Origin of the sequence: Cedecea neteri NBRC 105707 = ATCC 33855 (genome assembly GCF_001571265.1) — a bacterium.
Lineage (GTDB): Bacteria > Pseudomonadota > Gammaproteobacteria > Enterobacterales > Enterobacteriaceae > Cedecea > Cedecea neteri.
Genome location: NZ_BCTL01000024.1, coordinates 19,999 through 33,450, shown reverse-complemented (window position 1 = coordinate 33,450; position 13,452 = coordinate 19,999). Strand labels below are relative to the sequence as shown.

Genomic DNA, 13,452 nt, shown 5'->3' with positions numbered 1-13,452 from the left:
ATGGTACTGATACGGCGCTTTAAAAAACCCCGCTTAACACCTGATGTTTGTCATACCCCCTTTCAGTTTGTGACCTTCTCCTGAGTCAACAGCATGGGAATGGCGTTTTTTTGAGGAACTGTCGTCGTTATGAAAAACTTAAAAATGAGCCTGGCCTGGCAAATATTGCTGGCGCTGGTGCTGGGCATTATCCTGGGAAGTTTTCTGCATTATCAAAGTGATAGCCGTGAGTGGCTGGTCGCTAACCTGCTGTCACCGGCGGGCGATATCTTTATCCACCTGATCAAAATGATCGTCGTGCCGATTGTGATTTCTACCCTGGTGGTCGGGATTGCGGGCGTTGGCGACGCAAAGCAGCTTGGCCGCATTGGGGCTAAAACCATCATTTATTTCGAAGTGATCACGACGGTTGCCATCATTCTGGGCATTACGCTCGCGAATGTGTTCCAGCCGGGCCACGGCATAGATATGTCGCAGCTTGCTACCGTGGATATTTCGAAATACCAGCACACGGCCCAGGATGTACAAAGCCATTCTCACGGCCTGATGGGCACCATTCTGTCGCTTGTACCTACCAACATCGTCGCGTCGATGGCGAAGGGCGAGATGCTGCCGATTATCTTCTTCTCGGTGCTGTTTGGCTTGGGGTTGTCCTCGCTGCCCGCTACGCACCGCGAGCCGCTGGTGACCGTCTTCCGCTCCATCTCTGAAACCATGTTCAAAGTGACGCACATGGTGATGCGCTATGCGCCGGTTGGCGTCTTTGCGCTTATCTCGGTGACCGTGGCGAACTTTGGCTTTGCCTCGCTTTGGCCGCTGCTCAAGCTGGTGGTGCTGGTGTACGTGGCGATTGCCTTCTTCGCGTTGGTGGTGCTGGGCGCCGTGGCGCGGCTGTGCGGGCTGAAAATCACTATCCTGATGCGTATTCTGAAAGACGAACTGATCCTGGCGTTCTCTACCGCCAGCTCTGAAAGCGTGCTGCCACGCATCATCGAGAAGATGGAAGCCTATGGCGCTCCGGCGTCGATCACCAGCTTCGTGGTGCCGACTGGCTACTCGTTTAACCTCGATGGCTCCACGCTATATCAAAGCATCGCGGCGATCTTTATCGCCCAGCTGTACGGCATCGAGCTGTCGCTGTGGCAGGAAATCATCCTGGTGCTGACGCTGATGGTGACCTCAAAGGGGATTGCCGGCGTGCCGGGCGTTTCCTTCGTGGTGCTGCTGGCGACGCTTGGCAGCGTCGGTATTCCGCTGGAAGGACTGGCGTTTATTGCCGGGGTTGACCGTATTCTGGATATGGCACGTACCGCGCTGAACGTGGTCGGCAACGCGCTGGCGGTGCTGGTTATCGCCAAGTGGGAACACAAATTCGACCATAAAAAAGCCCAGGCCTATGAGCGTGAGCTTTTTGGGAAGTTTGACAGTAAAGCGAGCAGCTAAGTAAAGCCCCTCACCCCGGCCCTCTCCCCTTTGGGGAGAGGGTTAGGGTGAGGGGATGTCTTACCCCATCGCGCTCTCGCGCAGGCGGGCCTTCAGCTTGCTGTACTCATCAATCACATACTGCTCGGCGGCCTGCTGATCGGCAATCGGCTCCACGCGCACGGCGCAGTACTTGTACTCCGGCGTTTTGGTTATCGGGCTCAGGTTCTCCGTCACCAGCTCATTACAGGCGCCAATCCACCACTGATAGGTCATGTACACCGCGCCTTTATTCGGACGTTCGCTGACCGCAGCCCGGGTGATAACCCGGCCTTTCCGCGAATTCACCCAAATCAACGCTTCATCTTCAATGCCCAGACGCGCGGCATCTTCGACGTGGATTTGTGCATAACCCGGCTCATCGGCCAGCGCGGCCAGGGCGGCACAGTTGCCGGTCATTGAACGGCAGGAGTAGTGGCCGACTTCACGCACCGTGGAAAGCACCATCGGGTACTCGTCGGTGATGCGATCGATAGGCGGCGCCCAGTCGCAGGTGAAGAACTGCCCCAGACCGTTAGGACGCTCGAACTTGCTCTCGTACAGATAAGAGGTGCCCTGGTCTGCATCCGAGGTATCGCGGCAAGGCCACTGAATATAGCCCAGCTCGCCCATCTTCTCGTAGGTCGCGCCGTAGAAGTCCGGGCACAGATGACGCAGCTCGTCCCAAATTTCCTGGGTGTTGCTGTAGCGCATCGGGTAGCCCATGCGGGTGGCGATTTCACTGATAATCTGCCAGTCCGTTTTGAGATCCCACTTCGGCTCAACGGCCTTAAAGAAGCGCTGGAAGCCACGGTCGGCGGCGGTGAAGACGCCTTCATGCTCGCCCCAGGAGGTGGACGGTAAAATAACGTCGGCCTCGGCGGCGGTTTTGGTCATGAAGATGTCCTGCACAATCACCAGCTCGAGTCCGGCAAACGCTTTGCGCACCGCAGAAAGCTCGGCGTCGGTTTGCAGCGGATCTTCACCCATAATATAGGCGGCACGGACTTCACCATGTTCTACGCGGTGCGGCAGTTCGCTGATGCGGTAGCCGTTGGCTTCCGGTAGCGCGTCAACGCCCCAGGCAGCGGCAAATTTGCTGCGAGTTTCCGCGTCACGGACGTACTGGTTGCCGGGGAACATATCCGGCAGTGCGCCCATGTCGCAGGCGCCCTGCACGTTGTTCTGGCCGCGAACCGGGTTCACGCCCACGTTAGGCTTGCCAAGGTTGCCGGTCATCAGCGCCAGGCTGGTGAGCGAGCGCACGGTTTCCACGCCCTGGTAGAACTGGGTCACGCCCATGCCCCACAGAATGGTGGCTGTTTTGGCTTTGGCGTACATGCGCGCCGCCGCACGGATTTCGCCGGCGCTGACGCCAGTGATTTCCTCTACGGACTCCGGCGTGTAGCCTTCAACGATTTTGCGGTACTCCTCGAAGCCTTCGGTACGGGCAGCAACGAAAGCGTGATCGTAAAGGTTCTCTTCAATAATGACGTGGCCAATCGCGTTCAGCAGCGCGATGTTCGAGCCGTTGCGTAACCTTAAATGCATGTCGGCAATGCGCGCGGTTTCAATTTTGCGCGGATCGACGACGATAATCTGAGCCCCTTTCTGCTTCGCCTTAATCACGCGATTAGCCACGATAGGGTGTGAATCTGCCGGGTTATACCCGAACACAAAGACTAAATCAGTATCCTCAATCTCGACGATAGAGTTACTCATCGCGCCATTACCGACCGACTGGTGCAGACCTGCAACCGATGGGCCGTGTCAGACACGTGCGCAGCAATCGACGTTATTGGTACCAATAACGGCGCGCGCAAATTTTTGCATTACATAGTTGGTTTCGTTGCCGGTCCCGCGTGAGGAGCCGGTGGTTTGAATGGCGTTCGGGCCATACTTGGCTTTGATCTCGCTCAGACGAGAGCTGACGTAGCCCAGCGCTTCATCCCAGGAAACCGCTTCCAGCTTGCCGCCGCGCTCGCGGCGAATCATCGGGGATTTCAAACGCGGGGTAAGGATTTTGGTATCGGTGATAAAATCCCAACCGTAATAACCCTTCAGGCAAAGGTCGCCCTGGTTGGTTTTACCCTGTGCGCCTTCCGCCTTGACGATTTTGCCGTTATCCACCACCAGGTTTATCTTGCAACCCGAGGCGCAATAGGGGCAAACCGTGACGACTTTTTTCATCATGTTGCTCCAGTCAATGCTGTCATTTAAGTGCGGCGATAAATGCAAACCGCCTTGCTGCGCCACTCAATGCATTATCTATGCCACATAGAGTGAGTGGTTATTGGTGCGGGTTTGGCGGGTATCTGGCGAACGGGCTGACGAAAGGCAGGGGATTTCGTCATAAATGACGTGTCGAACTGACGGCCATTTGTGACAGTGATAGAAAATTCCGCACGGATCTGTGTTCTTTCTGCGGCGCGCAATCAACAATCGCTCACACTAAAAGAACCTCCTCCCCTCCGGAGACAATAATGAAACCTGCAATCCTGGTGGTGGATGACGACAAGGCCATTTGCGACGTGCTGCGCGATGTGCTCAGTGAACACGTTTTTGACGTGCTGGTGTGCCATAGCGGCAATGAAGCGCTGCAGATTGTGGCGGCAGAACCCTCCATCGCGCTTATCCTGCTGGATATGATGCTGCCGGATACCAATGGCTTGCTGGTGCTTCAGCAGGTGCAGAAACTGCGTCCGGCGCTGCCGGTGGTGATGCTCACGGGTATGGGCAGCGAGTCCGACGTGGTGGTGGGGCTGGAAATGGGCGCCGATGACTATATCGCCAAACCGTTTAACGGCCGCGTGGTTGTCGCGCGGGTGAAAGCGGTGCTGAGGCGTAGCGGGGCGCTGGCCGTAGAAATCAGCCCGACCAAAACCAGCGGGCTGCAGTTTAACGGCTGGCGGCTGGACACTGACCGCTGCCAGCTAATGAACGCTCAGCAGCAGCAGGTTGATCTCACCCAGGGTGAATATGGCCTGCTGCTTTCCCTGGTGCAGAACGCCAGGAAAGTGCTGTCGCGGGAAAAGCTGCTGGAGCTAACCCACAGCGAAAGCCTCGAAGTGTTTGACCGCACCATCGACGTATTAATTATGCGGCTGCGGCGCAAAATCGAGGTCAATCCGCACCAGCCCACGCTTATCCGCACCATTCGCGGCGTGGGCTACGTCTTTGCCGCAGATATCACCCACGGCGAAAATAATGCGGTTTAGATAAACCGGCGGTACTCATGGCACAAAAGCAGCTCCGGCGCGGCATCTTCGCTGAGGCTGCTGAAGCGCTCGAGAGGCTTTAAAAAGCGGTTGTCGTGATCGTCATCGTTGACCATCGACACTTCGCCGACCAGCACGTCGCCGTAGCCCGGTTCCCCCCAGAAGCTGTGATACATCTCCGGCACCAGGCTGATGCTTTCTCCCGGCGATAAACGCAATTGGCTGCCTGCGGCGTGCGTCTGGCGGCAGCCGTCAATCACCACCGTGATGTCCGATTCGTCAGGCTGTTCAAACGGATCTGAATGCCACAGTTCGACAATCAAATTCCCGCCGCCGCGGTTGATGATGTCTTCCTGTTTGCTCCAGTGAAAATGCATCGGCGTCATCTGGTTATCACGCACATGCATGACTTTTTCGGCGTAAGTTTTGGCGTAGGGCGCACCTTCAGGAGAGCCGTTGCGCAGGGTAAACAGCGTCAGGCCCATGGTCAGGAAGTCGCTGCCGCCGAAGTCGGTGATATCCCACCCGAGCTTTAGATCAAAGACCTCTTGCCAGCTACGGGGGTTAACCTGCAGCCATTTTTGCGGCGAGAACCCGGCGAACGGCGGCAGTTGCACACCGTGACGGGCAAAAAACTGGCGGGTTTCATTCAGGTATTGATTAACCTCGGAGCGTTTCATCTGGCCTCCCTTTGACGTGGACCCTCTCCCTGGAAGGAGAGGGGACTGACGGCGTTTTGACTCGATCTGAGAGATAACTAACGGTTTTTCTCCCTCTCCCCTTTGGGAAGAGGGTTGGGGTGAGGGGCAAATTACTTCACCGTCCACCCTTTGTAGCTGCCGATATTGCTCTTATCGATCATCGTCACCGGGATCAGCACCGGGCCTTTCGGCGCGGGTTTACCCTGCAAGATGTCGTAGCCAATCTCGACCGCTTTCGCCGCCATTACCTGCGGATCCTGCGCTGGCGTCGCCACAAACAGCGAACTGCCGCCACGCTTCAGGGCCTCCTCACCGTCCGGGCTACCGTCCACGCCGACAATAAAGAACTCATTACGCTGGGCCTGTTTTGCCGCCAGATCGGCCCCGATCGCCGTCGGATCGTTGATCGCAAACACGCCGTCGATCTTCGGATTCGCCGCTAATAGCGAGGTCATCACTTCCAGGCCGCCTTCACGGCTGCCCTTAGCATTCTGATTAGAGGAAAGGATCTTAATGTCCGGGTGTTTTTTGAATTCGGTTTCGCAGCCCTCAACGCGGTTCTGCACGGCGGAAACCGGCGGCCCGTTGATGATAACCACGTTGCCTTTGTCTTTCAGGCGGTCGGAAATGTACTTACAGGCCATTTGCCCGGCCTGGGTGTTATCGGAAGTGATCGTGGCATCGGCGCCGTCAGCCGCGACGTCCACCGCCACAACAACGATCCCGGCGTCTTTCGCACGTTTTACCGCCGGGCCGATCCCTTTGGAATCTGCGGCGTTAAGGATGATCATGTCCACCTTCGCGGCGATAAAGTTATCGATCTGCGCCACCTGCTGGCCGAGATCGTAGCCGCTGGAGACCAGCGTCACCTTCACGTTGTCGCCAGCGAGCTTGCGGGCTTCCAGCTCGGCGCCCTTGGTTATTTGCACGAAGAACGGGTTGGCGAGGTCGCCCACCGTCACGCCGATAGACTTTAACTCTTTCGCCTGGGCAAACGGCGCGCCTGCGATCATTGCACCAGCCAGTAACGCAGTAACTATAGGTTTCAAACGCATGCTGTTTTCCTCACTCTTAGGGTAGGGTTTTGTTGTTATGCACTTTGATGGTGACGGGTACGGTATTTGTCGATCAGCACCGCTATGATGATCACCGCCCCTTTGATCACCAATTGCCAGAAATAGGAGACGCCCATCAGCGTCATGCCGTTGTTGAGCGTGGCGATAATCAGCGCCCCCACCAGCGTGCCGGTGATGGTGCCTATCCCGCCCACGAAGCTGGTTCCGCCGAGGATAACGGCGGCAATCGCGTCCAGCTCATAGCCCACGCCGAGGTTGCCGTTGGCGCTGTAAAGACGTGACGCGCTCATGATGCCGCCGAGCCCGGAAAGCAGGCCGCTCATGCCGTACACGAACAGCAGCACCATCCACACTTTGATGCCGGTCAGGCGTGCCGCCTGCATGTTGCCGCCCACCGCGTAGATATGAACCCCCAGCGTGGTACGGCGCAGAATGAACCAGCACACCGCAATCACCAGCAGGGCGATAACCACCAGCCACGGCACCGGGCCGAGATAGGCGTTACCAATCCACTCGAAGTTGATGTTGGAGTTAATCACCGTTGTGCCGTCGGCCAGCAGATACGCCGCACCGCGCAGCGCGGTATAGGTACCGAGCGTGACGATAAACGGCGGCAGCCCAGCCCAGGCGACCAGCATGCCGTTAAACAGCCCGAGCCCGGTGCCCATCAGCAGCGCTGCCGGAATCGACAGCCCCTCCCAGCCGGGCATCAGCGACACGACCATTGCCGTCACGGCGGTGGTGCCGAGAATTGAGCCCACGGACAGGTCGATACCGCCGGTCAGAATAATGAAGGTCATCCCCGCCGCCAGCACGATGTTGATAGACGACTGCCGGGCGATATTGAGCAGGTTAGACTCGGTGAAGAAGTTCGGTGCCACAAAGCCAAATACGGCGACGATCAGTATCAAAATCGGCAAAATACCGACGGTTTGCATCAAATCGCCGAACAGGGCTTTTTTAAGCGAGGCGGATTTTGCCACCGGTTGCGTGCCTGAGTTAGTCATGGTGAACCTCTTTCTTATGGGCCTCGGTCACGCCGGTAGCCAGGGTCATAATATTTTCTTGCGTAATGTCGTGGCGCAGCAGCTCGCCGGCAATGCTGCCTTCGCGCATGACGTACACCCGGTCGCTCATGCCCACCACTTCGGGCAGCTCGCTGGAAATCATTAAAATGGCCACGCCCTGGCGGGCCAGCTGGTTCATGATGCGGTAAATCTCGCTTTTGGCGCCGACGTCCACGCCGCGCGTAGGCTCATCGAGGATCAGAATGCGTGGCCCAATGGCAACCCAGCGGGAAATCAGCAGCTTTTGTTGGTTTCCGCCGGACAGGCCCCCGGCGCGAACCTGGGCGTGCGGCACGCGGATATTCAGCAGGCTGATGGCGTCGTCGGAAATGGTCTGGGCTTTTTTGCGGTCGAGCATGCCGAAATGAGCGTCACGCTCAAGCGTGGCCATGGTGATGTTGTCCTGCGCGGCCAGCTCGAGGAACAGCCCCTGCTCTTTGCGGTTTTCCGTCAGGAAGCCGATGCCGTGTTGAATCGCCTCGCGAGGGGAGTGAAGCGTCACCGGCTCGCCGTCTATCTCAACCGTACCGCCCGTGGCCTTACGCACGCCGAAGATCAGCTGCGCCAGCTCTGAACGCCCGGCACCAACCAGCCCGGCCAGGCCGACAATTTCCCCGGAGCGAACGTGCAGGCTGACGGGCAGCACTTTTCCGCTGTCCGTCAGGTGATGAACGTTGAGGCGAGGGCTGCCGAGCGGGATATCACGCTCTTTGTTAAACAGGTCGCTGAGCGGTCGCCCAACCATCATTTTCACCAGCTCGCTGGCGTTAAGATTTTCGCGCGTCAGGCTGCCGACGTACTGGCCGTCGCGCAGCACGCTGACCCGGTCTGACAGCTCATAAATTTCCGCCATGCGGTGACTGATGTAGATAATCGCCATGCCTTCATCACGCAGGCGGAAAATCAGCTCAAACAGGCGATGCGTTTCGCGGGAGGAGAGGGCGGCGGTGGGTTCATCCATCACCAGAATGCGGCTTTTGCGCTGGAGCGCGCGGGCGATCTCAACCTGCTGCTGCTCGGCAATGGTCAGCTTCATGACGAGGTCGGTTGCTTTAAACTGCGCCCCGAGGCGGTCAATCACCGCCTGCGCCTGCTGCACCATCTCTTTACGCTGCACCAGGCCGCCGCGCGCCAGTTCGCTGCCGAGGAAAATGTTCTCCGCCACGGTAAGGTTTGGGGCGAGCTGCATCTCCTGATAAATCAGCGTGATGCCCGCGTTCAGGGCATCTTTCGGGCCTTTGATGGCATAGGGTTCGCCGTCAATCAGCACTTCGCCGCTGGTGGCGATGTAAGCCCCGGCGAGGATCTTCATCAGGGTGCTTTTACCCGCCCCGTTTTCGCCCATCAGGGCATGGATCTCACCGGAAAATACCGTTAAATCGACGCCTTTTAGCGCATAAAACTTGCCAAATGACTTGGCAATATTGCGCATTTCCAGAATGGGAACTCTGCTCATGGTGCGGCGCCTGTGGTGGTTATCAATAAGCGCCAGTCAACCACATGCCGGTAAATGCAAAATGTCAGCGGCCGTTCATATTTGTCATAGAGTTGAATAGTTAACCTGGATCACATTCCCGGTGCGGAAACATTTATCAAAATCCGTGCAATGCTTAACTGGAGTGAATGTGTGACCCTCACCCCGACCCTCTCCCTAAAAGGGAGAGGGGGAAAAGCGGCGTGCTAATTTTTCTCCACTTCGCCAGGGGAGAGGTTACCCCTTTTTTCCCCTCTCCCCTGGGGGAGAGGGTGAGAGGGCACAATCAACCACGGAGCCTCTATGACCCAGCCTCGCCCCTCCTTCTTCGCCAGCGCCCGTGGCCGCCTGCTGTTCTTTAACCTGCTGGTGGTGGCGGTCACGCTGATGGTCTGCGGTGTGGCGGTGCTCGGCTTTGAGCACGCCAGCCGCCTTCAGGAGCAGGTGCAGGGGCAAACGCTGCTCGACATGTCCGGCAGCATGGAGCTGGCGCGCGACACCTCCAACGTGGCGACGGCGGCGGTCAGGCTTTCTCAGGTTGTCGGCGCGCTGGAATACCAGAGCGAGGCGGCAAGCCTGAAGCAAACCCAGCTTTCGCTGCAAAACTCGCTTTCTCACCTGGCCACCGCGCCGCTGGCGAGCCGCGAGCCGCAGCTGGTTAGCCGGATCATCGACCGCAGCAACGAGCTGGAAAGCAGCGTCACTAACATGCTGGTGATGGGGCACCGCCGCCACCTGCAACGCAATCTGCTGCTAAGCGCGTTGTACCAAAACCAGAGCTACCTTGAGCACCTGCAGGAGGTCAACGCGCGCGAAGGGCTGAACGTGCCGGATGCCGGGCTGCTCAAAGAGATGGATCGCCTGATTCTGGTGGCGATTCAGTCCTCCTCGCCGAGGCCTGCGGTGCGCCAGCTTAGCGAAGTGATGCAGCTTCTCCCCGAACGAGCGCCGTCGCCGTTGTCGGACAGCATTTTGCAGCAGTTCAGAAACGGCCTGCGCCAGCTGCCGCCGCTTTCTGCGCAGCTTGAGGAAAGCGACCTGGGCATCGCCTGGCACATGTACCACATCAAAGCGCTGGTGGCTTTTCTGAACCAGGACATCAACCTGTATGTGCAAAAAGTCGGGGAAGAATCCCGGCAGCGCAGCCAGCAAAGCCATCGGGATTTGCAGTCCATCATCGCTTTTATCGGCCTGTTTGCCCTGCTGGCGCTGGTGATCACCGGGTTTGCCGGGCTGTATATTTACCGCAACCTGGGCTCAAACTTAACGGCGATTTCCCAGGCGATGACGCGGCTGGCGAAAGGCGAAAAAGAGGTCAGCGTGCCCGCGCAGCAGCGGCGCGATGAGCTGGGCGAGCTGGCCAGGGCGTTCAACGTCTTTGCCCGTAATACCGCTTCGCTGGAGCACACCTCACGCCTGCTGAAAGAAAAAAGTACCCTGCTGGAAACCACCTTCCACGCCATGCGCGATGGCTTTGCGCTGTTCGACAGCGACGGTTTCCTGGTGGTATGGAATCAGCAATATCCGCTGCTGCTGGGGCTTGAGCCGCAGCGCCTGCAGCGTGGCCAGCACTATCTCGGGCTGCTGAAGCAGGTCACGCCGCTGCAGGAACACATGCTGGGCAATCTATCCCGGCCCTTGCCGAAGCCGCAGGAGCTGAGGCTGGCAGACGGCCGCACCATCGAGCTGCGTTTTAGCCCGGTGCCGGGGCGGGGCATGGTGAACGTGGTGCTGGAGCGTAGCGAGCGCAAAGCGCTGGAAGAAGCGCTGGTACACAGCCAAAAAATGAAGGCGGTGGGGCAGCTTACCGGTGGCCTGGCGCACGACTTTAACAACCTGCTGGCGGTAATCATCGGCAGTCTGGAGCTGACCGCGACAGACTCGTCGGATGCCATGCGCATTCAGCGTGCGCTTAAGGCCGCCGAGCGTGGCGCGCAGCTAACCCAGCGGCTGCTCGCCTTTTCCCGTAAGCAATCGCTGCACCCGAGGGCGGTGGCGATGAAAAGCCTACTGGAAAACCTCGACCCGCTGATGCGCCACTCTTTGCCCGCCCATCTCACGCTTACCGTTGAAGCCCAGCAGCCCGCCTGGCCCGCGTGGATCGACGTCAATCAGCTGGAGAACGCGATCATTAACCTGGTGATGAACGCCAGGGACGCGATGGAAGGGCGCAGCGGTGAAATTAAGATTCGTACCTGGAACCAGCGCGTGGTTCGCGGCGAAGGGCGCAAGCAGGATATGGTAGTGGTTGAGGTCGCCGACACCGGGCACGGCATGACGGATGAGGTGAAAGCGCAGGTGTTTGAACCGTTCTTCACCACCAAACAGACCGGCAGCGGCAGCGGGCTTGGGCTGTCGATGGTTTATGGCTTTGTGCGCCAGTCAGGCGGGCGAGTGCAAATAGAAAGCGAGCCTGGCAAAGGGACTCGGGTCAGACTGCAACTGCCTCGGGCGTCTGCGGAGGTTCAACCTGAGGCGCTGCCTGTAGCCGATGAACAGGCCGATATTTCCGACCAGCTTGTGCTGGTGCTTGAAGATGAGCCGGACGTGCGCCAGACGCTGTGCGAACAGCTGCATCAGTTGGGTTACCTGACGCTGGAAGCCAGCGACAGCCAGCAGGCGCTGCAGCTGATGAGCGAGGTGCCGGACATTAGCATTGTGATCAGCGACCTGATGCTGCCCGGCGAGCTAAGCGGCGCGGACGTGCTCCAGCAGGCTCGCCGCCATCATCCTCAGCTGGATTTGCTGCTGGTAAGCGGGCAGGACCTACGCCGCAGCGAGCAGCACCAGCCGGAGGTGGAGCTGCTGCGTAAGCCTTTCACCCGAGCGCAGCTTGCTGAGGCGCTACGTAAAGCGCGGGCAGGAAGCAGGCGCGGGCCAGCGTAGCCGCTCCCTGAGCGCCGTTGAAGGCCGAGGAAGACGCGTCGATAAAGCGCACGGCATCGTGAGGCAGCGGGCGACGAAGATAACGTTTAGTCTGCGCAATCAGCGCCTCGCGTGGAAAATCGACCATGTCCATTACGCCGCCGCCGAGGATCACCGCATCCGGGTCGAACAGATTCACGCTGGTGGCAATGGCGCGCGCCGCATGGTCGAGCAGGGCAACGACAAACGGCTCCTGCGCGGCAACGCTGAACAGCTCGCCAATTTCATACGCACGCGGGCTGGCGTCGTACCAGCGTTTCAGGGCAATCCCCGAGCACACCGTTTCCAGGCAACCCGCATTTCCGCAGCCGCAGGTCAGGTGCATATCGCCCTGCGGAATATGGCCCAGCTCCCCGGCAACGCCGTGGGCGCCGGTCCAGGGGGCGCCGTTCAGCCAGACGGCAAAGCCCATGCCGGTGCCGAGATAAGCCCCGAGCACCTGCTGTTGCTGCAGCCCGTTTTGCGCGACGTCGAACGAGAGCTGCAGATTGACGTCACGTGAAAATTCGACCGGGCAGCCGAGCGCATCCTCCAGCTTGCCCGCCAGTTCGTTAAACTCGGCGGCGGCAAGCGGCAAATTGGGCGTGGAGATGATCGTGCGCTTGTCTTTGCCGACCAGCGCCGGAAACCCCATCACCATGCCGCGGCAGCGGGCGTGAAAGCGATCCAACCGATCGTTTACCAGATGGGCGATCCCGCAGACTACGCCCCCCGAGATAATCTCTGCTGTGCGCTGTTTTTCACAGTGCAGCACCGCGCCGGACTCATCCTGCAAACACAGGCGGATATGGGTGGCGCCCATATCCACTCCGGCCACCACGTTAAGCGGTTTTGGCATGGGGTATAACCTCGTTTTTGGCCGCCAGGATCTGCTCGCTCATCACCTGCCAGGCCTCGTCGATGTCACGGGCGTGATTAAACAGCCCGGAAGTGCCGACGATAAACACATCTGCCCCGGCGGCCATGAGTCGTTCATAGGTTGCCGCGTTGCAGGAGCCGTCAATTTCAATTTCGTAGCTCAGCCCTTCGCGTTCGCGCCAGGCTTTCAGCTCGGCCACTTTTTCCAGCATTTCTGGAATAAACGGCTGGCCGGCAAACCCCGGGTCAACGGTCATCACCGTCACCTTGTCTGCCTTATGAATGTAGTACTTCATCGCCTCCACCGGGGTCTCCGGGTTCAAAATCAGGCCGACCTTCATGCCGTGGCGGCGGATCTCTTCGATGAGTCGGAAGGCCTGACCGTTAATGGTTTCCGGATGCAGGGTAATGATGTCCGCCCCGGCCTGCGCCAGCGGGACGATGTAATCCTGCGGGCGGGTGACCATCAAATGGCAGTCCAGCGGCTTGCTCGCAAGCTTCCTGATCTGGCCGACGAAGAACGGGGACAGCGTCAGGTTCGGCACAAAGTGGCCGTCCATAATGTCGATATGGAAGTAGTCGGCGTGCTGGTCGATAAATTCAATTTGTTCCTGGAATTTCGCCAGATCCATGCACATCAAAGAGGGGGAAATTTTCACTATAAGCTCCTGT

General features: G+C 58.7%; 10 protein-coding genes. 3 read left to right on the top strand and 7 right to left on the bottom strand.

Annotated elements, in window-relative coordinates; genetic code table 11:
* The first annotated feature begins 129 nt into the window (after positions 1 to 129).
* Positions 130 to 1,443, top strand: coding sequence for a glutamate/aspartate:proton symporter GltP (gltP, locus tag CNE01S_RS11005; RefSeq protein WP_061275971.1), 1,314 nt, complete (start codon positions 130 to 132; stop codon positions 1,441 to 1,443).
* Between the two features lie 60 nt (positions 1,444 to 1,503).
* Here gltP and fdhF read toward each other — a convergent pair whose 3' ends face one another.
* A complete protein-coding gene (gene fdhF / locus CNE01S_RS11000) occupies positions 1,504 to 3,651 on the bottom strand; it encodes a formate dehydrogenase subunit alpha (RefSeq protein WP_082763209.1) in 2,148 nt (715 codons plus the stop codon).
* A 293-nt stretch (positions 3,652 to 3,944) separates the two neighbouring features.
* On the opposite strand from fdhF, the gene CNE01S_RS10990 reads away from it, so the two are divergent.
* Positions 3,945 to 4,679 (top strand): response regulator, encoded by a 735-nt coding sequence (locus CNE01S_RS10990; protein WP_061275965.1) that lies wholly within the window; start codon positions 3,945 to 3,947, stop codon positions 4,677 to 4,679.
* Here CNE01S_RS10990 and CNE01S_RS10985 read toward each other — a convergent pair.
* The 4 genes from CNE01S_RS10985 to CNE01S_RS10970 all read right to left on the bottom strand — a co-directional run bounded on the left by CNE01S_RS10985 (position 4,676) and on the right by CNE01S_RS10970 (position 8,979).
* Complete coding sequence (locus CNE01S_RS10985; RefSeq protein ID WP_061275963.1) at positions 4,676 to 5,359, bottom strand: D-lyxose/D-mannose isomerase; 684 nt, start codon at positions 5,357 to 5,359, stop codon at positions 4,676 to 4,678. The genes CNE01S_RS10990 and CNE01S_RS10985 overlap by 4 nt on opposite strands.
* Before the next feature lie 131 nt (positions 5,360 to 5,490).
* Positions 5,491 to 6,435, bottom strand: a complete 945-nt coding sequence (locus CNE01S_RS10980) for an ABC transporter substrate-binding protein (protein WP_008455755.1) — start codon at positions 6,433 to 6,435, stop codon at positions 5,491 to 5,493.
* A 35-nt stretch (positions 6,436 to 6,470) separates the two neighbouring features.
* The gene (locus tag CNE01S_RS10975) at positions 6,471 to 7,463 is read right to left on the bottom strand and encodes an ABC transporter permease subunit (RefSeq protein ID WP_061275961.1); all 993 of its coding nucleotides are present in this window, start codon (positions 7,461 to 7,463) and stop codon (positions 6,471 to 6,473) included.
* Positions 7,456 to 8,979, bottom strand: a complete 1,524-nt coding sequence (locus CNE01S_RS10970) for a sugar ABC transporter ATP-binding protein (protein ID WP_061275960.1) — start codon at positions 8,977 to 8,979, stop codon at positions 7,456 to 7,458. Before CNE01S_RS10970 ends, CNE01S_RS10975 begins: the two co-directional genes overlap by 8 nt.
* A gap of 321 nt (positions 8,980 to 9,300) precedes the next feature.
* Between CNE01S_RS10970 and CNE01S_RS10965 the strand changes: the two genes are divergently transcribed.
* On the top strand, positions 9,301 to 11,883 hold the full coding sequence (locus CNE01S_RS10965; RefSeq protein WP_061275958.1) for an ATP-binding protein: 2,583 nt from the start codon (positions 9,301 to 9,303) through the stop codon (positions 11,881 to 11,883).
* Here CNE01S_RS10965 and alsK read toward each other — a convergent pair.
* Positions 11,816 to 12,760 carry an allose kinase gene (alsK, locus tag CNE01S_RS10960; RefSeq protein ID WP_061275956.1) on the bottom strand — a complete coding sequence of 315 codons (945 nt, stop codon included), beginning with the start codon at positions 12,758 to 12,760 and terminating at the stop codon, positions 11,816 to 11,818. The genes CNE01S_RS10965 and alsK overlap by 68 nt on opposite strands.
* Positions 12,744 to 13,439: a D-allulose 6-phosphate 3-epimerase gene (gene alsE / locus CNE01S_RS10955; protein WP_061275954.1), complete on the bottom strand. Its 696-nt coding sequence runs from the start codon at positions 13,437 to 13,439 to the stop codon at positions 12,744 to 12,746. Before alsE ends, alsK begins: the two co-directional genes overlap by 17 nt.
* Positions 13,440 to 13,452 lie beyond the last annotated feature (13 nt).

Bases quoted from the DNA above. Each gene is read 5' to 3' on its own strand.
- gltP (WP_061275971.1), top strand. From the start codon at position 130: ATGAAAAACTTAAAAATGAGCCTGGCCTGGCAAATATTGCTGGCGCTG.
- CNE01S_RS10990 (WP_061275965.1), top strand. From the start codon at position 3,945: ATGAAACCTGCAATCCTGGTGGTGGATGACGACAAGGCCATTTGCGAC.
- CNE01S_RS10985 (WP_061275963.1), bottom strand. From the start codon at position 5,359: ATGAAACGCTCCGAGGTTAATCAATACCTGAATGAAACCCGCCAGTTT.
- CNE01S_RS10980 (WP_008455755.1), bottom strand. From the start codon at position 6,435: ATGCGTTTGAAACCTATAGTTACTGCGTTACTGGCTGGTGCAATGATC.
- CNE01S_RS10975 (WP_061275961.1), bottom strand. From the start codon at position 7,463: ATGACTAACTCAGGCACGCAACCGGTGGCAAAATCCGCCTCGCTTAAA.
- CNE01S_RS10970 (WP_061275960.1), bottom strand. From the start codon at position 8,979: ATGAGCAGAGTTCCCATTCTGGAAATGCGCAATATTGCCAAGTCATTT.
- CNE01S_RS10965 (WP_061275958.1), top strand. From the start codon at position 9,301: ATGACCCAGCCTCGCCCCTCCTTCTTCGCCAGCGCCCGTGGCCGCCTG.
- alsK (WP_061275956.1), bottom strand. From the start codon at position 12,760: ATGCCAAAACCGCTTAACGTGGTGGCCGGAGTGGATATGGGCGCCACC.